Source organism: Nitrospira sp. ND1 (assembly GCF_900170025.1).
Classification (GTDB): Bacteria; Nitrospirota; Nitrospiria; order Nitrospirales; family Nitrospiraceae; genus Nitrospira_A.
In genome coordinates this window covers 2,472,687-2,493,906 of sequence record NZ_FWEX01000006.1, presented here as the reverse complement: position 1 = coordinate 2,493,906, position 21,220 = coordinate 2,472,687, and the positions used below count along the sequence as shown (strand labels likewise).

Here is a 21,220-nt window from a genome sequence, read left to right as displayed (position 1 = left end):
CTATTAGGCGGAAAAAAATCAACAACAGCCGGTGGCGCGGCGCGCCCGCTTCGCCTGCTTGAGCGAATCGACGAGGTCATCGAGCTCGGCAAGGGCGTCGGCGTTCACGGAGTAGTACATCCATCGGCCCTCTCGTCGATCCAAGATCATTCCGGCGTCCTTAAGTACCTTCAGATGAAAGGAGAGCCGCGACTGCCCGGCCTGCAGGCGATCCGTCAGTTCGCACACACAGCACTCGCCCTCTTTCAGCTCGTCCAGAATCTCCAATCGCGTCGGGTCCGCAAGCGCGTGAAACAACTCCGCCGCCCGCGCTGGATTTCGCACCGTGCTTCCCTTCATGACAAAAATATATATCAACGAATCTTGATAAGTCAACCGGCCGCCTTTATGTGTTGCTCGACGGTCCTCACTTTGCTAAGGTGATTCGCTGGCGACATTGCCACCCTCACTGAATTGAGCCACTACATGGTCTGGGACCCCAAAGACCCTTGGAGCAAGAAGGGCGACGATTTGGATCAGGCCTTCAAGCAGGCCCAGGGCCAACTTCGCAATCTGTTACCTACGGGCGGTTTCCGCAATCTTCTTCTTGTCGCCTTCACGGTCTTCCTCATCTGGCAAAGCGCCTTTATTGTGGCACCGGACGAAGAAGGCGTGGTGAAACGCTTCGGTATCCCCGTGCGCGTTGTGGATCCGGGCCCACACATGAAGATTCCCATCATCGAAAGCGTCTTGCAACCGAAGGTCGCGAAGCTTCACCGGGTGGAGATCGGATTTCGAAAGGATCGCCAAGGCCGCCAGCAGATGGTGCCGCAAGAAGCCTTGATGCTGACCGGCGACATGAACATTCTGGCAATTGAATTTATCGTCCAATATAAAATCAAAAGTTCGCGCGAGTACCTCTTCAATGTGGCCGACATCGACGAGACCATCGGGAAGGCGGCTGAAGCCTCTATGCGGGAAGTGATCGGCAAGAGCAAAATCGATGAAGCTCTCACTACGGGCAAAGCACAAATCCAGAACGACACGCAGGAACTTCTCCAACACATCCTCGACGACTATAGGACCGGCGTGCAGGTTGCCGCGGTCCAGTTGCAGGATGTCGACCCGCCCGAAGCCGTGGCCGCCGCGTTCAAGGACGTCACCAACGCCAAGGAAGACCGTGAAAAGCTGATCAACCAAGCTCAGGGCTATCGCAACGATATTACCCCCAAAGCCAAGGGTGAAGCGGCCCAGTTGGTGAACCAGGCCAAAGGGTATGCGCAGGCGCGGCTCAACCGCTCCCAGGGCGAATCCAATCGATTCCTCGCGACGCTGAAAGAATACAACCAGGCGAAAGACATTATCAGCAAGCGGATCTATATCGAGACCCTTGAAGACGTGCTCCCCCACATCGATAAATTTGTCCTGGACGGCAAAGGGGCGGACCGTGCGCTGCCGTATCTGCCGCTCGATCGGTTCTCCAAACCGGCCCCGTCCAGTTCGACACAGGAGCGCACGCCATGAGCAAGCAAGGATTTATCCTGGCATTTGTCGGCATTGTTCTCGGGCTGCTCGTCCTCGGTGCATCGCCTTTTTACATCGTAGATGTCACCCAGAATGCCATCGTAGTCCAGCTCGGGAAACCGGTCCGGAACGTCACCGAAGGGGGTCTCTACCTCAAAATGCCGTTCATCGAAGAAGTCACCTACTTCGACAAGCGCCTTCTGGACTACGACTCCAATGCGCAGGACGTCATTACCCAGGACAAGAAGACCTTGCTGCTCGATAATTTTGCGAAGTGGCGGATCACCGACCCGCTGAAGGTGTATCAGGCGTTCCAAAGCCAGCGCGGCGCGCTCCAGCGCCTGCACGATATTATTTATTCGGAACTGCGGGTGGAATTAGGCCGGCACGATCTGGCGGAAATCGTCTCATCGGCCCGTGCGCAACTCATGGCCGTGGTCACCCAACGCGCCAACGAAAAAGCGTCTGCCTATGGCATAGAAATCCAGGACGTGCGGATTAAACGAGCCGACCTGCCTGAGCAGAATGAAAAGGCCGTGTTCTCGCGCATGCAAGCCGAGCGGGAGCGACAAGCGAAGCAGTATCGCGCAGAAGGCGCGGAAGAGGCTCAGAAAATCAAGTCGGAGGCGGAGAAAGATCGGGAGATCATCCTCGCAGAGGCCTATCGAGAATCAGAGGAATTGCGCGGAGGCGGAGACGCCAAAGCGTTCCGCATCTATGCCGATGCCTATCGCCAGGATCCGCATTTCTTCGAGTTTACCCGCACCATGGAAGCCTATCGCAAGACCCTCAAGGACAAGACCACCATCCTCGTCAGTCCCGAATCAGAATTCTTCCGGTACCTGAAACAGCGGTAACACGCCACTACTGCAGGCCAACAATTTGACCCGATTGTGGATCAACATCGATCCGTTCCCCGGCAGGCTTCTTCGGCAGACCCGGCATCAACTGAATGCCTGAGCAGACCGCGGTGAGAAACCCGGCCCCGGCCAGAATCCGCAACTCCTGAATCGGCACCGTGAACCCGGAGGGCCGCCCCTTCACCGCCGGGTCGTGCGATAGTGAAAGCGGGGTCTTCGCCATACAAATGGGAAGTCGATCGAATCCCAATCGTGTCGCCAGCTCTACGTCCCGCTCGGCCTGAGGCGAGAATGACACGCCGGCCGCCCCATAGATCGTGGTGGCGATGGTCTCAATCTTTTTCTTAATGGGCGAGGTCACCTCATAGAGAGGACTGAATTGCGTACCTTGCGCAGCGACCTTGACGACCGCCCTGGCCAGCTCCTCGGCTCCCCGTCCACCGTCGGACCAATGGGTCGACACCGCAGCTGCCGACGCACCCCCTTCCAGGGCGCGTTCGCACACCCAGTTTAGTTCATCGGTTGAATCATCCTTGAACGCATTCACCGCGACCACCACCGGCACTCCATGGGCCCGGACATTGGCGATATGCTGCTCGAGGTTGGCAAAGCCCTGCTCCAGCGCCGCCTGATTCGGCCCGGTCACACCGGGAGGCAGCGGAGCACCGGATTTCACGATTCCCCCACCGCCATGAAGCTTGAGCGCACGCAAGGTCGCCACCACCACCCCGACATCCGGACGAAGACCGGACGTGCGGCACTTAATATTGAAGAACTTTTCCGCGCCTAAATCACTCCCGAATCCAGCTTCAGTCACGACATAGTCTGCACAACGTAACGCCAACCGATCGGAGACAATCGAGCAATTCCCATGCGCGATGTTACCGAACGGCCCGGCATGAACAAATGCCGGAGTTCCCTCCAGGGTCTGCACGAGATTCGGCAACAAGGCATCCTTCAGCAAGACGGCCATGGAGCCGGCGCAGCCAAATTCCTCAGCACGGACCATCTGTCCGCCCTCAGTCAGGCCGATCAGAATTCTCCCGAGGCGTTGGCGAAGATCTGCATGGTCGGTCGCCAGGGCCAGCACCGCCATGACTTCCGACGCCTCCGTAATCACAAACTTCCCCGGCCGCCGCCCGGTTTCCTCTCCCAGGAGAATGTCGCGAAGCGCGCGGTCACTCACCCCAAGCGTGCGTGGCCATCTGATCCCTTTCGGATCGACCTTGAGCGTATTTCCGTGGAACAGATGGTTATCGACAAATGCGGAAAGGAGATTGTGGCTCGCAGAAACGGCATGCGCATCGCCGGTAAAATGCAGATTGATATCTTCCATCGGGTGGACCTGGGCTCTCCCGCCTCCGGTACCGCCCCCCTTGATTCCGAAGACCGGTCCCAAGGAAGGCTGCCTGAGCGTGACGGCGGCCCGATGGCCTAAGCGGCACAACCCCATGCTCAGCCCAATTGAGGTCGTAGTCTTGCCCTCGCCAAGGGGTGTTGGATTGATGGCCGTAACCAGGATGTATCGCCCCAGCGGTCTGTTCTGGATTCGCTCACCCAGCGTGGGCGCGATCTTGGCCTTGTAGCGCCCAAAGGGAATGAGATCGTCAGAATGAATGCCTAAGGACTGTGCGACTTCGAATATATGCTTGTGAGGGACGGAACGGGCTATCTCCAGATCAGTCATGCAATGTTCCTCGTGAGAACAGGAATTTCAGGAAAGTGCGGAGTATACCACGGCATTCGCCGAAGTAATGGGCCGCAAAGACTGGGGAGCACAGGGCTGGTAGAGCTGGACTGGGACGCGGGTAGTCGAGGATTACAACGGAAAAGAGGAAGGGAACGGGTAAACTTCTTTCGAAATCTGGAAGGAATGCGAAAAGACTAGTCGAGAATAAACTTGGTCGGATCCAACGCTTGGCCGTTCTTCTTGACCATGTAATGGAGATGCGGTCCCGTGGAAAGCCCGGTGCTGCCAACAAGCGCGACCACATCACCGCGCTTCACTCGCTGCCCTTCTTTCACCAACGACTTGGCAAGGTGTCCATAGACCGTCTCAATCCCATATCCATGGTCCAGCTTAACCATATTGCCCATTTTCGAGTCAAAGGCCACGGTGACGACACGCCCGAGCGCCGGAGCCTGGACGGGGGAATTTGCCTGAGCACCGATATCCAGACCGTCATGCCAGGCCGGCTTTTCGGTGAACGGCGAAACCCGGGGGCCAAACGCCGAGGTCACCCATCCGCGCACAGGCCAGATGGAGGGAGTTGACGCCCACTGAGTCGAACGCTGCTCTGCAACTTGGGTCAGGCTTTCGAGGGCTTCCTCTTGTTGCTTCGCCTCCCGGACGAGGGCCTCAAGGCTTTCGCGAACCTGCTGAGTGACCTCTTCAATACTTTCCGTAGCAAAATCAACCTCGGACTGATTGGCATCACGCGCTTCGGAGACCTGCTGCCGCGGTTCCAGCCCAGAAGTGGCTGATCCATTCCCCTGCACACTGGTTTTTCCATCCGGCAGCGGACCGTCCTCGCCACCCCGTCCATTCGCCAAATCCCCGGCCGGCTTGCTGGCGTCAATTCCCAGCATGACTCGAAGCCGTTGATTGACCTCGCCCATGGTCGAGAGACGCTTTTTCAGATCATCAATCGCAGCGGAGAAGGCAGCGGTTTGCTCACGCGCACCCATGGCTTCAGCCCGGAACGCCGACAATTGCCAGACTTCTCCGGTCCGAATCACATAATGAGAGATAACGAGCAGATCTGCCACGACCAGGATCGCAGCCAAGATCAGGAGCTTGCGCACGAATTTCCGTGGAAAACTAAACCGTAACGGCTTGGAGGAGGACCCCCGAAAGACCACCACAGTATAGGCATCACTTGTTTCGGCCGCTTGTTGGCTCATAGGACGCTCTCCCCTTCACGGATTCAACCAAGAATTCAGCCACTGACTTTTGCAGTGTACTGATCTCTAGCACGATGGTCAACCCTTTGTTTTCAAAAATTACATTATTAGAATCAACTACTTACGAGTCTCTTCCCGAACCCATTCCAGGTAGGGCGCCGATCCCGCAATGACCGGGAGTGCGATGATCTCAGGGATAGTATAGCTATGGTGCCGTCGAATGACTGCTTCGAGTTCCGGGTATCGCTCCAGGGTTGTTTTAATGAGCATCAGGCATTCATTTTCGACGTTGATCTTATTCTCCCAACGGAAAATCGATCGAATGCCATTTAAGACATTCGCGCAGGCGGCAAGTCTGGACTCCACGATGATCCGACCGAGTCTTTCTGCCTCCTCGGCCGTTGCCGCAGTCACAAACACCACTACCTCTGAACCGTTCGCTCCCACGTCTCCCCCACAGCTCTAAGCAAATTGCGTGCCGAAACAGAACGGCGAGTACTGCTTGCGCTTCAGTTATCAAGCACTTAGGGCAGAATTCTACCCCATCTCCGTGCCGATTACGCTTAAAAAACTAGGCAGGATTTGCACAATTCGACAAAAAACGACCATTCTCCAGAGGCGTTACCTGCCGACCGACTGTCAGGCCCAGGCCCTCGTCCTCTCATCCATACGCTTCGGTCTGAATCCGCAAAGTCTTGAGATCAGACCCCACGCGACGAATGGCCGACCACACCGGAGTTGACACCCATTTTTCGGCTCCTTATGATCCGACCGTATAGATGGAGGTGCGCTGATGAGTTTCACGATTACCCCTAAGGATCTCAAGTCGAGGCTGGATAAAGGCGACAAGCTGGTGCTGGTAGACGTCCGGGAGCCATGGGAATATGCCATCGCCAAGTTGGAGGGATCCATCCTGGTCCCGCTGGCGACCCTGCAGCAATCTCTTGGCAAACTTGACCGTGACGCCGAGATTGTCGCCGTGTGCCACCACGGGATGAGAAGTGCGGATGCGACAGGGTTTCTGCTGCAGCAAGGCTTCGGAAAGGTGAAAAACCTGATCGGAGGCATTGATGCCTGGTCTACTCAGGTAGACCCATCCGTGCCCCGCTATTAGCTCAAGCGGCTATCCGAGCCCGTCGCGAAAATATTCGACCGTCCGCCGCAGTCCCTCGCGCAGATCGACCTTCGGTTCCCACCCAAGGTCACGGTGGAGCTTTGTGGAGTCGATGACGCTTCTGGCTTGCTCGCCTCGCTTGGCCGGGCCGTGCACTTCCTTAAACTCTACCTTGGTTAGATCGACGACGATTTTGAAGAGGTCGTTCACGGACGTCTCGATTCCCGTGCCCACGTTGTACACGCCCTCCACCTCGGGACCCATCGCCATCAAATTCGATTCCACCACGTCCTCGACAAACACAAAATCGCGAGTCTGACGCCCGTTTCCGTTGACCACCGCCTGTTCGCCACGCAGCATCTTTTGAATGAAGATGGCGACGACTCCCGCCTCCCCTTCCGGATCCTGCCGCGGGCCGTACACATTGGCATATCGCAGACTGACCACCTGAATACCGCTCAACCGGTGGTAGTAGGATAGGTAATGCTCCCCGCATAACTTGCTGATGCCGTAGGGCGACAGTGGCTGGGTAATGTGAGTTTCCGGGGCAGGAAATGCCAGCTGCTCGCCATAAATCGCCCCGCCGGATGAGGAGAAGATGACCTTGCGCGCGCCATGTTTCGACGCTTGCTCCAGCACATTGAGCGTCCCCAGCACATTGACCTGCGCATCGAACATCGGATCTTCGACCGAACGCCGCACGTTCATCTGAGCGGCGAGGTGGAACACGATCGACGGCCGTTCGTTGCGAAAAATCCGTTCGAGCTTGGGATTTTCTATATCCAGTTTGTAGAATTGGGCCGCCTTGGGGACGTTTTTCCGCTTTCCCGTGACAAGATTATCGACCACCACAACATCATGCCCCTCCTGGAGCAAACGATCCACGACATGTGACCCGATAAACCCTGCGCCCCCCGTGACCAAGACTTTCATACGTCTCCTCGCCTCTCCTTCGTCTGCGGATGTGCCGATCCCCTGACCGAACAATTGAGGGTCAGCCTACACCTTCTGCAGGCTTCCGCAAAGTGTTTTCGTGTTGCCCTTGCGCGTGAACGTCCCGGACGAAACCCGCCGCAGACCCACTGATATCCAGACTCGTACCCCTCACGCCCTGCGCCGGAACCAGGCCAGGATTTCCCGATTGCCCTTTCGGCCCTCGATGGGCGATTCCATTCGATCCGCCAACTCCAGCCCCAACTGCTGCGCGCACGCCACCACTTTGTCGGCCGCCCCTTCCCGCAAGCCATCATCACGAACAATCCCACCCCGTCCGACAAGACCTTTCCCCACTTCAAACTGCGGTTTGATCAACGTGATCACGAACCCCGACGCAGCGAGGTAGGGCACAACACAGGGCAGCACGAGGGTCAGCGAGATAAACGACACATCGATGACAATCAGATCGATCGGATCCCGGATCGCACTCGGCTCAAGATACCGGATGTTGGTCCGCTCCATGAGCACCACGCGCGGATCCTGCCGTAGGCGCCACTCAAACTGACCATACCCCACATCGACGGCATAGACACGCGCGGCGCCGCGCTGCAGCAGACAATCGGTAAATCCCCCGGTCGAACACCCGACGTCGAAGCACATCATTCCTTTGGGATCGACCTGAAATTGATCCAGCGCGCCGGCTAACTTCTCGCCCCCGCGACCGACATAGGGAGACCCCGGCCCGGTCAGCTCCACCTTCGCATCCGACAAGGTCGGTTTCGCCGCCTTATCAACCACCACCCCATCCACACGGACGAGGCCGGCCAGGATGAGTCGAGCCGCGTCTTCCCGACTGGCAACCAACCCTCGGCTGACCAGCACGCGATCCAGCCGTTCCCGCTCTGGGCGTAATTTCTGGCTCATAGGCTGTGATGGAAGTTTAATTGCGACAGACACGGGCAACGTGAAAGCCCGTGCATCGATCAGACCGTTACTGAGGGCGCTCCGGCTCATCCTCATCGGGAGAAAACGCTTGAATCCGCTTCTTGCCGTCCTTCTCTTGCACCAGGATTTCAACCTTCCGCTCGGCATCCTCCAGCATCTTCAGGCAGGTCTTGGACAACCGAATCCCCTCCTCGAAAATCTTCAGCGAGTCATCGAGAGGAAGATCGCCCTTTTCAAGTTCGGCAACAATCGTTTCCAATCGTGCCATTGCATATTCAAACTTCACGGCAGCCACAACCACTCCCTTGCTCATTCATCAAACAGAACATTATTGCCTGCCCCACCGGTGAGGTCAAGGCATCGAAGGCGGCAGCACCTCACTGACGAGACACAACAGACGCCCCTCGGCCAGCCGCGCCTGCACCACATCCCCCACCGCCACGTCTGACGCCAGCCGGACGATCCGCCCGGACGGAATTGCCTGGATGACGCTATACCCGCGGCTTAAGATCGCCAATGGACTGAGAGCGTCCAAAGCCATCATGTACGACGCAACCGCTTGCCGCCTGGACAAAAGTCCCCGTCTGGCTTCTTGCTCCAACCGTTTATACAGTTGCGGGATCACCACCAGCGCGGTCTGAATCCGGTTGTGCGGTCCTTGAGCCAGCAAGGCATGTTGCCGCACCACCATCCCCCGGTGGAGCAGAGTTAATCGTTCGGTCAGCGTGCGCGTCAATCCGTCTCGCAATTCATCGAGATGCTGGGCATGCGCCTGCACTCGAAAGCGCATGTCGCGCATCACTCCAACCGATCGCTCGAACCGATGGCGCTGCATCTCCAACAAAGTGCGCACGACTCGATACAGACGATCAGACATCTCGCCTAGTCGCTCCACGATCTCGTCCAACACCGGCACCACCGCCTCGGCCGCAGCCGAGGGTGTCGGAGCCCGATAGTCCGCGGCAAAGTCGGCAAGGGTCACATCGATTTCATGCCCCACCGCAGACACGACCGGGACCCTCGACTGCACAATGGCGCGAACGACCACTTCTTCGTTGAACGCCCACAAATCCTCTGAGGCGCCGCCTCCACGCCCGACGATCATCACCTCAACCTGGGGCATTCCGCTTAACGTCGTGATCGCCTCCGCAATCTGCTCGGCGGCTCCCTCGCCCTGGACCGGCACGGAAGCGATGAGAATATTCGCGACCGGACAGCGGCGACGGAGGACCGCCACAATATCGCGGACCGCTGCCCCGGTGCGAGAGGTCACCACGCCCACCGTGCGTGGGAAGGGAGGCAGGGGACGCTTTCGCGCCTCGTCGAACAATCCTTCTCGCGCCAACCGCTCCTTGAGTTGCTCGAACGCCAGTTGAAACGCCCCGACGCCCTTCGGTTCCAGCGAGTCGACGATCAGTTGATACTCGCCACGCGGCTCATACACCGAGATGCGCCCGCGCGCGACGATCACCAGGCCCTCCTGCAGGGTGAACCGAAGCCGCGAGGCCCCGGATCGAAAGAGCACCCCGCGAAGCTGGCTCTGCTCATCTTTCAATGTGAAATACAGGTGTCCGGAAGACGGTGCGCGAAGGTTGGTAATTTCGCCCTCGATCCAGATATCCCGGAATTGCGCTTCCAGGGAATCACGGATCAGTCGCGTCACGTCGGATACGGAAAGAAGCAGAGGGAGCGGAAGGGTTTGGCCGGTCATAGCTTACCGAGCCTGAGACAATGGCTAGGCGAACAGATCAATCCACCACTCGGATTCGTTCGATCGACAAAGCCTTGCCGAGCGTGGCATCCAGTTCCATCAATACCGCGCAGAAGACGACGGGACCCGAGGCCACTTCAAAGCGCCGCGGCATTCCGGTGAGAAACTTTTCGATCGCCAGTTCTTTTTTAATTCCGATCACCGAATGAAGCGGGCCGGTCATGCCGATATCCGTGATGTACGCCGTGCCTTTCGGAAGGATTTGCTCATCGGCCGTCTGCACATGGGTGTGCGTCCCCGCCACAACCGTCACCAGCCCATCCAAGTAATGCCCCATCGCCATCTTTTCAGACGTCGCCTCGGCATGCATATCGACCACGATCGCGGAGACCTGCGTCTTGAGACGTTCGATTTCCCGCTTCGCGACCTGAAACGGACAGTCGATCGTCGGCATGAACGCCCGCCCCATCAAATGCAGGACACCCAACGATTCGCCGCCGGGCGTGGTAAACACATAACTGCCTCGGCCCGGCACTCCGGTGGGATAATTCGCAGGACGCAAGAGACGCGGTTCACGAGGAAACACATCGAGGATTTCCTTCTTGTCCCACGCATGATTCCCCGTGGTGATGACCGACACCCCGAGATCGAAAAGATCGTCCACCAGGTCCGGAGTAATACCGAATCCGCCGGCCACGTTCTCGCCGTTGCCGACCACAACATCGATGGAATGGTTGGCAATCAGTTTCGGCAGGAGGCGAGCCACGGACCGACGCCCTGGCTCGCCCATGATATCGCCGATCATCAGAACCTTCATAACCGTTCGCTCATTTCGCAAAATCGACGAACCGGCTCTCCCGGATCACCGTCACCTTGATTTGCCCCGGATAGGTCAGCTCCTGCTCAATCTTCTTTGCCAGATCCCGGGACAACTGGAAACATTCCGGGTCCGTCAAATCTTCCTGCTTCACAATGACACGAATTTCACGACCCGCTTGAATCGCATAGGCCTTCTGCACACCCTTGTGAACGGTCGCCAGCGACTCCAACTTCTCCAACCGCTTGACATACGACTCCAGGGCTTCACGGCGTGCCCCCGGCCGCGCCGCCGACAGCGCTTCCGCCGCCGCCACCAGTACGGTCTCCGGACAAATGGGCTCAACCTGTTCGTGATGCGCCGCAATGGCATTCACCACTTTGGCGTTTTCGCCGTACTTCTTGGCGATCTCCGCACCCAGCATGGCATGCGGCCCTTCTTCTTCGTGACTGACGGCCTTTCCGATATCGTGCAACAAGGCGCCGCGCTTGGCGAGTTTCACGTCGAGTTTCAACTCGGAGGCCATGATGCCGCAGATGTAGGCCGCTTCCCGCGCATGGTACAGATTATTCTGCCCATAGCTGGTTCGGTACTTGAGCCGTCCCAACACCTTGACCAACTCGGGATGAAAATCAGACAAGCCAACCTCGAAGATCACCTTTTCAGCCTCTTCGATCATCAGCTTCTCGATATCGACCTTCACCTTTTCGACGATCTCTTCAATGCGCGTCGGATGGATTCGGCCGTCGTGCATGAGCCGCTCAAGCGAGACCTTGGCAATCTCACGACGAAGCGGATCGAACCCTGAAATAATAACCGCCTCCGGCGTTTCATCGATAATGAGGTCGATCCCCGTCGCCGCCTCGATCGCCCGGATATTCCGCCCCTCTCGACCGATAATCCGGCCCTTCATGGCATCGTTGGCAATCGGCACCACGGAGATAGTGGCTTCATTCACATAATCCCGGGTCACTCGTTGAATCGAGCTGGCGATGATTTCCCGCGCCTCCCGGTCGGCATTTTCCTTGGCCTCTTCGAGCAGGCGCTTGGCCAGGCCGGCCGCTTCCAACCGCGCCTGACTATCCAGATCCTGAATCAGTTGCCGCTTCGCTTCCTCAGCCGTCAAGCCGGCCACCCGCTCAAGGGCCTCGCGATGCTGTTTCAGCGCCTGCGCGCAGGCCGCGTCCTTCTGTACCAGTGTCTCCTCACGCTTCAATAAGTCCTGCTCACGCTTGAGCGCTTCCTGATCCCGCTTCTCAAGCAAGCCGAGCTTGCGATCGAGTCCCTCTTCCCGTTGGGACACACGCCGTTCCGAATTGGAAACTTCGGCCAGCTTGGCCTTTTGTTCCTTTTCGAGTTCGATCCTGGCCTGAAAGACCAGATCCTTGGCCTCCAGCTTGGCCTCTTTGACGAGATTCTCTGCTTCACGCTGAGCCGATTGAACGATCTGCGCCGACTGATCCTCGGCCTCGGCACGACGAGCCAACGCCGACCGACGGCGAAAGACCTCATACAACCCGGCACCCAGGACCGCTCCCACTAATCCGACAAAAATGTACGCAACAACGCTGAGAGAAATGGGAACCACCTCCCTTACGGCAGCGGGACAGTAAACACTGTCACCCTGCGAATAGTCACAGCCAGTGTTAAAGGGAGAGCAAGGAGCGTGAGAAAGGAATGTCTACGCGTGAGGGGGAAACATCTGACTTCTTGAGCCAGTAGAAACGAAGCGTGGAATCGCCGCCGTCAATTCACGTGGAGGAGTGGTCGACTTCGACCCGAATCAATACGTCTGTCACATCGAAGGCGCACAGACCAAGCCCCCCGGTCGGGGATCGTCACAGGTTGCGAGCACAGCGCAGGCCATAGCCCATCCGCCAGCACCTGCTCTTCGCCCCTTGCTACACGTTGCGAACACACCTGTCGAACAGACATGCCAGCCTGGGAGCCTTCTCTCATCCACACCATCACGACCACTGTGAATAACAGCACAAAAACCAGCGATTCCATATGTTTAGCGCTCAAAAACCGTCGTCAGATTTTCCGTCCTTGTTCGAAGCTTCCTTTCCTCTCCTGCTCTTGTTGACCCTCAGGTCAATACAACACAGAAACGATAACAAAGCAGTACAGTGAAAGCAAGGCGAAACTCACCGTGACAGGATGGACGGCATCTGCTGATCGATCGATTCCATCAGGGAGGCCACCCGACGATCCGCGTCGGCCTCTCCCTGCCGGGACTTTCGCTCTGATTCCATCAATTCGTGGGCAAGGTTGAATGCGGCAAGGACGGCCAACTTGGCCGGGGTGGCCGACCGCATGCCGGCCGCCACCTGTTTCATCTGCTTATCGACCATATCGGCCAATTGCTTCACGTACGATTCGTCCGCTTCCCCGTTGATGCTGTACCGCTGGCCATAGATCTCCACGTCAATGGTCTTAGTCAACAGCCACCTCCTTGGGTTCATCCAGGCATTCCAACAGATCGATCTCGCCCAGGACTTTCTCGATCCGTGAACGGATATCGATCCGCTCCTGTTCCCAGCGTCGGTTTTCGTCATCACGAACCGCAACCCGCTCCCGCGCCAGACGCAAGTCATCCTCTAATGAGGCATTTTTCCGCTTGAGATCCTGCACCAGCTTCACCAAATCGCGAATCCGAATTTCAAGGGCGTCGAGATGATCTAACGTCATGGTATTTCCTCACATCAAAGTGGTGGTCGAACACGTTGGGTGACGGGGGCGAAATATAGAAAGTTCGCTCCGGCTTGTCAAGAAAACGGCCCCGCTACGACGTGCCGTTATGGAGACGGCGATATTCTCCATAGCTGCGCAAGACCCGTTTCACGTACAACCGCGTTTCCTGATACGGAATGAGTTCCACGAACTCGTCCTGCTCCCGTCCTCGATGCACTGCGATCCAATTGTTCACGGCAATCGGGCCGGCGTTGTAGGCCGCGACGGCATGGGCCAGGTTCCCGCTGTATTGCTCGAGCAATTGCCCCAGATACCGCACCCCCAGTCGAATGTTGGTTTCCTGGTCGAACAGTTCTTCCCGTCCGACCGCGGGAAACCCGTACCGCTGTGCCACGGCATTCGCCGTGACCGGCATCAACTGCATCAACCCCACGGCTCCCACCATCGAGACAGCCTTCTCATCGTACTGGCTCTCCTCGCGAATGATCGCGGCAGCCAGGTAGGGGTCAACCGCAGTGACACCCTGCGCGGTGATCGTCGGGAGCAGGCCGGTCGGGTAGGCCACGGTCCACAAGGCTGGCGCGGTCGGCAAACCGCTGCGTTCCAGCTTCTCCTTAAAGTGAACTTTTGCCACGCGTAAGGCTGGATGGTACGCCCCCACTTCACTGAGCAACGTCGAGAAGGCCAGCAGCACCTCCGGGTCACGACTATACTGCTCTGTGAGAGAGCCAAGTTCGCGAGCCGCATCCTGGGCGAACCCCAATATCTTGAGCTCGATTCCACGTTGATAGACCACGTGCCGTTCGATCTCAGGACGCCGATTCTCCGGCAATCGTGAAGCCTCATCGCCTGCCGGACGCTCCGCGTCTGTCGCAACCGGCGTGACCGGCGGCAACGAAACTCGCCGTGCAGCCAACTGGCAGTAGTAACTGTAGGCGTGCCGCTGACAGAGGCGTGTGTATTGATCGGCAACGGTGGTATTTTTTTCGCGCTCGTCGGCCCTCGCCGCCCAATACATTGCCTGAGGCTCAAAGCCGTTGACATGCAACTCCACAACGGATCGAAACGTCTCGGCTGCGTCCCGATACCGGGCTGTCCGATATTGCGCCCACCCGGCACGCCAGAGACCTTCCGCACGCTGACTCGCCGAATCCCCCAGCTTCGCGACCAGCCGGAACATGCCGATCGCCTCATCGAATTGCCCCTGATCCTCCAACCACACTCCGGCGAAGAGGTGCACCATCGCCCGCTGGTCGCCCCCAAGGGACCCTTGCGCGACCGATCGCGCCAAGGCGATAAGCTTGTCGCCCTGATTCTGCCGCAGATAGACCCGCGCCAACCATACCGTGGCCTCGGATGATTCCTGCACCCGATCCGCCACTAACCCGCGAAACGTCTCACGGGCCTGGTCATATTGCTTGAGCCGGACGTAGGCCACGCCCAACTTCAAGCGGGCATCAAACCGGCGGGGGTGCCCGGGAGCCATCACCAGAAAGCGGCGCAGCTCTTCGACCGCCTCCGCTTGCATGGCCAGCCCCAGAAAGGCCTGTGCGCGAATTGAATGATCTTCGGCCGTTGGGGTCCAGGATTCTCCGCCCAGTGCCGTATCCAACCGGGCTTTCGCCTCCCGCGCTTCAGGCGAGTGGGGATAGCGAAGCCAGAGTTGCTTCAACGCGGTTCGCGCCTCCGGCAGTCGATTCTCCCGAATGTAGCACTCGGCCAGGTGCCACAAGGCCAACGAAGCCGCCGGGTCCTTATCCGCAAGCGCCACAGCCCGCTCCAGCCAGTCCACCGCCCGGAAGCACACATTGGCGCTATACCAGGCTTCGCCTGTTCGGTAGGCAGCCTTGGCAATCAGGCTCGAATCCGGCACGATCTTGGGAATCGTCTCCAGCAATTCGGCCGCCTGGATCGGTTCGTTCTGCTTCAGCAGCGATTCCCCGATCCAGAGGCGGAGATAGTCGTCGAGCACCGGCATGTCCGGCTGGACAACACGCAGAAGTTTCGCCGCCTCGACCGGCTCCCGCTCGATCCGCAAGACGCCCAGCACCACCCCGGCCCGCTTGGCCCAGATCGTGGAAGGATAGAGCTCCATCACCGACCGCAGCTGGTCGATCTTCAGCATCATCGTTTGATCGCGTTGAACGGGCGATCCCGAACGTTCATTGAGCGCCACGGCGGAACGGAAACAATCTTCCGCGGAGACGCAGGGTGCAGGGGCAACAGGCAGGGGGCGCGGTGACTCGGCTGTGGCCGTCAAGAACAGGCTCGACAACACAGACCACACGGCAAGAGCCGACAAGCTGATCCGCCAAGGAAGTGCGGTCACATTCTCATCCTGAGAAGAGGGTGAACCGGCCCTATTATAGCCGAACGCTGTATAAACGCGACCACGTTCGCCTTGCTTGTCACAAGTTTTTTGCCTGTGCTAGGCTCCGGTATGCTCCAACGGACCGATAATCGCACCAATCTTCTGGCCGTGACCGAAAGCGGGATGGCCGCATTCGTCGCATCACTCGGATGGCCGGCCTATCGCGCGTCGCAAATCCTGCGCTGGCTCTATCAGGAACGTGCCCGCACGTTCGCCGAGATGAGCAATCTCTCGCAGAAGGACCGGGAGTACCTGACGGGCAGCTGCAGTATCGAACGGACTTCGGCGGTCCAAATCTTTTCGTCGCAGGATGGCACCAAGAAATTTGTGCTCACGCTGGCCGACGGCAATCAAGTCGAATGTGTGCTCATTCCCGACGAGGACCGGCTCACCCTCTGCCTGTCCACGCAGGTCGGCTGCACGCTCGATTGTGGATTCTGCCTGACCGGTACGCTGGGACTCCAACGCAACCTGCGCGCGCATGAGATCCTCGATCAGGTCCTCCTCGCCCAGGACCATTTGCAGGAGGGCCACCGGCTGACCAACCTGGTCTTCATGGGCATGGGCGAACCCCTCGCCAACCTGGATGCCGTGGCCGATGCCGTCACCCGCCTCACCAACAACACCTGGGGCTTGGGGTTTTCAGGTCGCCGCATCACGATCTCCACCGCAGGACTGGCCTCGCGGATCAAGGACGTAGCCCCCCTCAAGGTGAACCTCGCCATCTCGCTGAATGCGACCACCGATGCGCTCCGCCAGCAACTCATGCCGGCGGCCAACCGGCTCCATTCGCTCGACGCCTTGCTCGAGGCCTGTCGGGCCTATCCGCTGGCGGACCGTGATCGTCTGACCTTTGAATACGTCCTCCTCGCAGACGTGAATGATCGTGCCGAGGATGCCGCCCGCTTAGTGAAGCTGCTTCGTGGCCTCCGCTGCAAGGTCAACCTGATCGCCTTCAACCCGTTTCCGGGCAATCCCTATCGGCGCCCCTCAGACGCGGCGATTGAAACGTTTCAGGCCACCCTTCGACGAGGCCATGTGGACGTCTATCTTCGCCGCAGCCGTGGCCGCGATGTGTTGGGTGCTTGCGGCCAACTCGGACGCCTCGATACGTCCGAGGCCCACGTTGCCTTGACACAGATTCAGACCCGTTGTTAGCATGTTCTTCGTACATGCCTAACCAGAGCACAACTTCCAACTCAGCACCTGTGCGGTTCTCCATCCTCGCCTGTTCATTGCTAAGCTTCATCCTGTTCGCGAGCCAGACCTCCCCGGCCCATGCCGTCGAGCCCAAGGAATACACCTTGTCCAACGATATGAAAGTGATCCTCGTGGAAGTCCCGAAGGCTCCCGTGGCGACCGTGCAAGTCTGGTACAAGGTGGGCTCACGAAACGAGGTCATGGGCCGGGCCGGGTTGTCGCACATGCTTGAGCATATGATGTTCAAGGGCACGGCTAAGTACCCCAAAGGCACCTTCTCACGCCTCGTTCGCAAGAACGGCGGAATGGACAATGCCTTCACCAGTCAGGACTTCACCGCCTACTTTGAAAACCTGGCTGCCGATCGCGTGACGCTCGCACTCGAACTCGAGGCCGACCGCATGCAAGGGCTGATTCTCGATGCGAACGAATTCAAGACCGAACGGGAAGTGGTGAAAGAAGAACGCCGGTTGCGCAACGAAGATGATCCGCAAGGCGCGCTGGTGGAAGCCCTCTTCGCACAGGCCTTCATGAGTCACCCGTACCACTGGCCGGTCATCGGATGGTTCTCGGACCTCGACGCGATGAACCTCGACGATCTCCAGCGTCACTACGACACCTACTATTCGCCGAACAACGCCACCCTGATCGTGGTCGGCGACATCAAAGCGGACACGCTCCTTCCGACTATTGCCAAGCTCTTCGAACCGATCCCTAAAGGTCCGTCCCCCAAACCCCTGGCCGTGACGGAAGCCCCGCAACACGGCGAACGCCGATTTCTCCTCAAGCGAGAAGCGCAGGTGCCGTTCGTCATGATGGGCTACCGTGTACCCAACTATTCGAGCGACGACTCCTATGCCTTGAACGTACTTGAATCGATTTTGTCTCACGGCAAGAGTGCCCGGCTCTATCAAAGCCTCGTGTACGAACAAAAGACCGCCCTGGCAGTCGGCGCCGACTATGGCCTGATGCAAGCCGACCCGGGATTGTTCTACTTTTATGCCGTGGTGAAACCAGGCGAGAAGGTTGAAGCGGTTGAAGACGCGGTGCTCAAAGAGATTCAGCGGATCCAAACCGAGCCGCCGAGCGAACTCGAACTGCAGCGCGCGAAAAATCAGATCGAAGCGGCCCACATTTTTGAACAGGATTCGAATTTCCGCCAGGCCATGCTGCTGGGAGAAGCCGAAACGATCGGGGCCGGATGGCGCAAAGTCAGCCAGTTTGTGGAGCGTACCCGCGCCGTCACCGCGCAGGACGTGCAGCGTGCGGCGTCGCACTACCTGGCCGCCGATATGCGCACCACGGGAACCCTGATTCCTCAACCTCCGCAAACCCAGGCCGCGTCACCGGCACAACCTCACTAGCGAGCGATCCCGATGACGCAACAACCAGCGACCCTTCTGCCACGCCAACACCGAAGCCGCCGGCCTGTGGGCCGGCTGTTAGCGGGCCTGCTCTGTATGGCGCTCAGCCTTCCGTTCGCCTTGGCGCAAGCTGCGGACATCGTCCCCACCCGCTCCGTGACCGCGAACGGCATGACCGTGCTGTTTCTGGAACAGCATTTTCTTCCGACCGTGGAAATCCACGCCCTGGTCAAGGTGGGATCGGCGCAGGATCCACCCGACAAAGCAGGTCTGGCCAATCTGACCGCCAGCCTCCTCGATGAAGGCACCCTGACCCGGACATCTCGACAAATCGCCGAACAGATCGATTTTGTGGGAGGCTCGCTGGAAGCCCATGCGGCAGAGGATTTCACCACCGCCTCCACCCGCGTGCTCAAGAAGGATGCAGACCTCGGCTTTGCGCTTCTGGCCGACATGCTCCAACATCCTGCGTTCCACAAACAGGAATTCGAACGGGTCCGCACGCAGATCCTCGGCGAAATCGTCAGCGATGACGATGATCCCGGGAATGTGGCCATGAAGGCCTTCCACCAATTGATTTTTCACGGCCATCCCTATAGCTGGCCGGCCCATGGCACGGAAGAGACGCTCAACAAAATTACGGTCGCGGACATCCAGCAATTTCACGCCAGGGAATACCTGCCGAATCAAACGATCCTGGTCATCGTGGGAGACCTGACACAGGATCAGGCCGCCGCTCTGGTCCAGACCCATTTCGGCTCCTGGAAAAAGGGCCCCCCCTCGCCCTACCAGATCAAGAAGCCGGCTTCGATCGAACGTAAAATGGTCCAGCTCATCGAGAAGGATCTGACGCAGTCGACAATCGTCCTTGGGCACACGGGCATCAGCCGGACCAATCCCGACTACTATGCCGTCACAGTCATGAACTATATCCTGGGCGCCGGTGGGTTCTCCTCCCGCCTCATGGATTCCATTCGCGACAAACAGGGACTGGCCTATGGAATCATGAGCCAGTTCGACACCCGCTTGATGCCGGGAGCCTTTTTTATCAGCCTGCAGACCCGAACCGACGTCACAAACCAGGCCATCGCGGGCGTCCTCACGGAAATCAAAGGGATGCGCGATGCCCCGGTCACGGATCAGGAACTCAATGAGGCCAAGTCCTTCATCGTCGGCAGCTTCCCGCTGCGGGTCGATTCCAGCGCCAAACTGGCAAACGTCCTCGCCCAGGTCGAACTCTACAACCTCGGGTTGGACTACTTCACGCAGTATCCTAAAGCCATCGAAAAGGTCACGAAGGACGATGTCCTACGCGTCGCCAAGCAGTATCTCGACCCCCAACATTACGCCTTGGTCGTCGTCGGATCGATCGCGAAGGCCAAAGTCAAACAATAGCCGGCCACTGTCCCGCAACCTGGCCGCGCAGACCTAGAATCCCATGGTTTCCACGACGCCGCTGATCGATAAAGTCTCTCAAGCACGACAGATCCTTCGAGAGATGGGCTCGGTCATCGTGGCCTTCTCCGGCGGGATCGACAGTTCCCTCGTCCTCAAATTGGCGCATGATGAACTGGGAGCCCAGGCCGTCGGCATTACGGCTGTCTCTCCCACCCTTCCGGCCAGTGAGTTGGACGCGACGCAGAAAATCGCCGCAGAGATCGGCGCACGCCATCGCATCGTTGAAACGGATCAACTCCAAATTCCTGAATTCGTCCTCAATGATGCCACACGCTGTTACCACTGCAAGACTGACTTGTACTCACTCCTCGAAACGCTCCGAAGCGAATATGCGGATGGATACATTGTCGATGGCACAAACGTGGATGACCTGGGAGACGACCGTCCCGGCCTCAAGGCCGCTCGCGAGCGAGGCGTCCGTAGCCCGTTGCTCGAAGCCGGATTCTCGAAGGCCGACATCCGCGACGTAGCGAGAGAGCTACACCTCTCCAATTGGGATAAGCCGGCAGCCGCCTGCCTCTCTTCCCGCATACCACGCGGCATCACGATCACGAGAAGCACACTTTCACGCGTGGAGCGTGCGGAAGATGCTCTCGCACAAGAAGGCTTTCGCCAATATCGTGTGCGAGACCATGGGGAGATCGCCAGAATAGAACTGGCCGTAGAAGAACTGCTGGGGTTGTTGCAGCCGGGACGCCGGGAACGGCTGGCCGAAACCCTGAAGAAACTCGGCTATCGCTTCGTGACGGTTGATTTGGAAGGATACCGCCAGGGGGGCGTGAGTCTGACCCCCCCGGCGTAAGAGAGGCTAATTCCGGCTCTGGTAGCTCTTTGCGAGGGCATCGAGGGCTTCGTCCGCCAGACGACGATGATCGCCTTCCGTCAGTGCCCGCCCGACAACTTTCTCAGCCACCATCATCGCCAAGTCGGTCGTTTGCGAACGGATGTCCTGGATGGCCTTCCTGCGCTCGGTCTCGATTTCGCGAGTCGCGTCACCCTTGATGCGTTCCGCATCCGCCGTCATGCGCTGTTCGTTCTCTTCCATCAGGCGTTGGGCGCGTTCTTTGGCCTGTGCCAGGAGCGCCTCTGCGTCTTTGGCTGCCGTCGCCAGCTTGGCTTCGTATTCCTTCAGCCTGCGCTCGGCTTCGGAACGGTGGCGTTCCGCCTGATCGAGACTGTCCTTAATCTTTTTCTCGCGCTCTTCCAGCATGCCCAACAGGCTGGGAAATGCATACTTGTAGAGCAGGAAGAACAGGATCCCAAAGGAGAGAATCTCCCAGAAGATCAAGGACGAAAAGAAATGTGATTCAAATTGAGGCATAGTCTATTACCCAAATGAGTTG

21 protein-coding genes are annotated in these 21,220 nt (G+C 58.4%); 7 read left to right on the top strand and 14 right to left on the bottom strand.

Features of this window, described 5'->3' with window-relative positions; translation table 11 throughout:
- Positions 1 to 18: 18 nt before the first annotated feature.
- Positions 19 to 324 (bottom strand): ArsR/SmtB family transcription factor, encoded by a 306-nt coding sequence (locus NSND_RS16660; protein ID WP_235000286.1) that lies wholly within the window; start codon positions 322 to 324, stop codon positions 19 to 21.
- A 141-nt stretch (positions 325 to 465) separates the two neighbouring features.
- On the opposite strand from NSND_RS16660, the gene hflK reads away from it, so the two are divergent.
- Together hflK and hflC are read left to right on the top strand one after the other, a co-directional pair.
- The gene (gene hflK, locus NSND_RS16655) at positions 466 to 1,503 is read left to right on the top strand and encodes an FtsH protease activity modulator HflK (RefSeq protein ID WP_013250209.1); all 1,038 of its coding nucleotides are present in this window, start codon (positions 466 to 468) and stop codon (positions 1,501 to 1,503) included.
- Positions 1,500 to 2,360, top strand: coding sequence for a protease modulator HflC (gene hflC, locus NSND_RS16650; protein ID WP_080880058.1), 861 nt, complete (start codon positions 1,500 to 1,502; stop codon positions 2,358 to 2,360). Before hflK ends, hflC begins: the two co-directional genes overlap by 4 nt.
- Positions 2,361 to 2,367: 7 nt before the next feature.
- Here hflC and NSND_RS16645 read toward each other — a convergent pair whose 3' ends face one another.
- The 3 genes from NSND_RS16645 to cutA form a co-directional block, all read right to left on the bottom strand.
- On the bottom strand, positions 2,368 to 4,050 hold the full coding sequence (locus NSND_RS16645; protein ID WP_080880057.1) for a formate--tetrahydrofolate ligase: 1,683 nt from the start codon (positions 4,048 to 4,050) through the stop codon (positions 2,368 to 2,370).
- 197 nt (positions 4,051 to 4,247) lie between these two features.
- Positions 4,248 to 5,267, bottom strand: coding sequence for a M23 family metallopeptidase (locus NSND_RS16640; RefSeq protein ID WP_080880056.1), 1,020 nt, complete (start codon positions 5,265 to 5,267; stop codon positions 4,248 to 4,250).
- 117 nt (positions 5,268 to 5,384) lie between these two features.
- Entirely contained in the window at positions 5,385 to 5,681 is a 297-nt protein-coding gene (gene cutA / locus NSND_RS16635; RefSeq protein WP_235000285.1) for a divalent-cation tolerance protein CutA, read from the bottom strand.
- Positions 5,682 to 6,060: 379 nt separating this feature from the next.
- Here cutA and NSND_RS16630 point away from each other — a divergent pair, with 379 nt between their 5' ends.
- Positions 6,061 to 6,381 carry a rhodanese-like domain-containing protein gene (locus NSND_RS16630; protein WP_013250215.1) on the top strand — a complete coding sequence of 107 codons (321 nt, stop codon included), beginning with the start codon at positions 6,061 to 6,063 and terminating at the stop codon, positions 6,379 to 6,381.
- Between the two features lie 9 nt (positions 6,382 to 6,390).
- Here the strand turns inward: NSND_RS16630 and NSND_RS16625 are convergent, their stop codons facing one another.
- The 9 genes from NSND_RS16625 to NSND_RS16585 form a co-directional block, all read right to left on the bottom strand.
- Complete coding sequence (locus NSND_RS16625) at positions 6,391 to 7,314, bottom strand: SDR family oxidoreductase (protein WP_080880054.1); 924 nt, start codon at positions 7,312 to 7,314, stop codon at positions 6,391 to 6,393.
- A 171-nt stretch (positions 7,315 to 7,485) separates the two neighbouring features.
- Positions 7,486 to 8,241 carry a TlyA family RNA methyltransferase gene (locus NSND_RS16620; protein ID WP_080880913.1) on the bottom strand — a complete coding sequence of 252 codons (756 nt, stop codon included), beginning with the start codon at positions 8,239 to 8,241 and terminating at the stop codon, positions 7,486 to 7,488.
- A 67-nt stretch (positions 8,242 to 8,308) separates the two neighbouring features.
- Positions 8,309 to 8,557: an exodeoxyribonuclease VII small subunit gene (gene xseB / locus NSND_RS16615; protein WP_080880912.1), complete on the bottom strand. Its 249-nt coding sequence runs from the start codon at positions 8,555 to 8,557 to the stop codon at positions 8,309 to 8,311.
- Positions 8,558 to 8,614: 57 nt separating this feature from the next.
- A complete protein-coding gene (gene xseA / locus NSND_RS16610) occupies positions 8,615 to 9,973 on the bottom strand; it encodes an exodeoxyribonuclease VII large subunit (RefSeq protein ID WP_080880053.1) in 1,359 nt (452 codons plus the stop codon).
- A 37-nt stretch (positions 9,974 to 10,010) separates the two neighbouring features.
- Positions 10,011 to 10,790 carry a TIGR00282 family metallophosphoesterase gene (locus NSND_RS16605; protein ID WP_080880052.1) on the bottom strand — a complete coding sequence of 260 codons (780 nt, stop codon included), beginning with the start codon at positions 10,788 to 10,790 and terminating at the stop codon, positions 10,011 to 10,013.
- 10 nt (positions 10,791 to 10,800) lie between these two features.
- A complete protein-coding gene (gene rny, locus NSND_RS16600) occupies positions 10,801 to 12,378 on the bottom strand; it encodes a ribonuclease Y (protein WP_143833598.1) in 1,578 nt (525 codons plus the stop codon).
- 559 nt (positions 12,379 to 12,937) lie between these two features.
- On the bottom strand, positions 12,938 to 13,234 hold the full coding sequence (locus NSND_RS16595) for a cell division protein ZapA (protein ID WP_159450844.1): 297 nt from the start codon (positions 13,232 to 13,234) through the stop codon (positions 12,938 to 12,940).
- Entirely contained in the window at positions 13,227 to 13,481 is a 255-nt protein-coding gene (locus NSND_RS16590; RefSeq protein ID WP_080880050.1) for a cell division protein ZapB, read from the bottom strand. Before NSND_RS16590 ends, NSND_RS16595 begins: the two co-directional genes overlap by 8 nt.
- A 94-nt stretch (positions 13,482 to 13,575) precedes the next feature.
- The gene (locus NSND_RS16585; protein WP_080880049.1) at positions 13,576 to 15,813 is read right to left on the bottom strand and encodes a lytic transglycosylase domain-containing protein; all 2,238 of its coding nucleotides are present in this window, start codon (positions 15,811 to 15,813) and stop codon (positions 13,576 to 13,578) included.
- A gap of 111 nt (positions 15,814 to 15,924) precedes the next feature.
- Here NSND_RS16585 and rlmN point away from each other — a divergent pair, with 111 nt between their 5' ends.
- The 4 genes from rlmN to larE are packed head-to-tail and all read left to right on the top strand — an operon-like array spanning position 15,925 to position 20,679.
- Positions 15,925 to 17,013, top strand: coding sequence for a dual-specificity RNA methyltransferase RlmN (gene rlmN / locus NSND_RS16580; protein ID WP_080880048.1), 1,089 nt, complete (start codon positions 15,925 to 15,927; stop codon positions 17,011 to 17,013).
- Between the two features lie 50 nt (positions 17,014 to 17,063).
- Positions 17,064 to 18,419, top strand: a complete 1,356-nt coding sequence (locus NSND_RS16575; protein WP_080880047.1) for a M16 family metallopeptidase — start codon at positions 17,064 to 17,066, stop codon at positions 18,417 to 18,419.
- A 12-nt stretch (positions 18,420 to 18,431) separates the two neighbouring features.
- Positions 18,432 to 19,814 carry a M16 family metallopeptidase gene (locus tag NSND_RS16570; RefSeq protein ID WP_080880046.1) on the top strand — a complete coding sequence of 461 codons (1,383 nt, stop codon included), beginning with the start codon at positions 18,432 to 18,434 and terminating at the stop codon, positions 19,812 to 19,814.
- A 43-nt stretch (positions 19,815 to 19,857) separates the two neighbouring features.
- Positions 19,858 to 20,679: an ATP-dependent sacrificial sulfur transferase LarE gene (gene larE, locus NSND_RS16565; protein WP_080880045.1), complete on the top strand. Its 822-nt coding sequence runs from the start codon at positions 19,858 to 19,860 to the stop codon at positions 20,677 to 20,679.
- A 6-nt stretch (positions 20,680 to 20,685) separates the two neighbouring features.
- Here larE and atpF read toward each other — a convergent pair whose 3' ends face one another.
- Complete coding sequence (atpF, locus tag NSND_RS16560; protein WP_080880044.1) at positions 20,686 to 21,198, bottom strand: F0F1 ATP synthase subunit B; 513 nt, start codon at positions 21,196 to 21,198, stop codon at positions 20,686 to 20,688.
- Positions 21,199 to 21,220 lie beyond the last annotated feature (22 nt).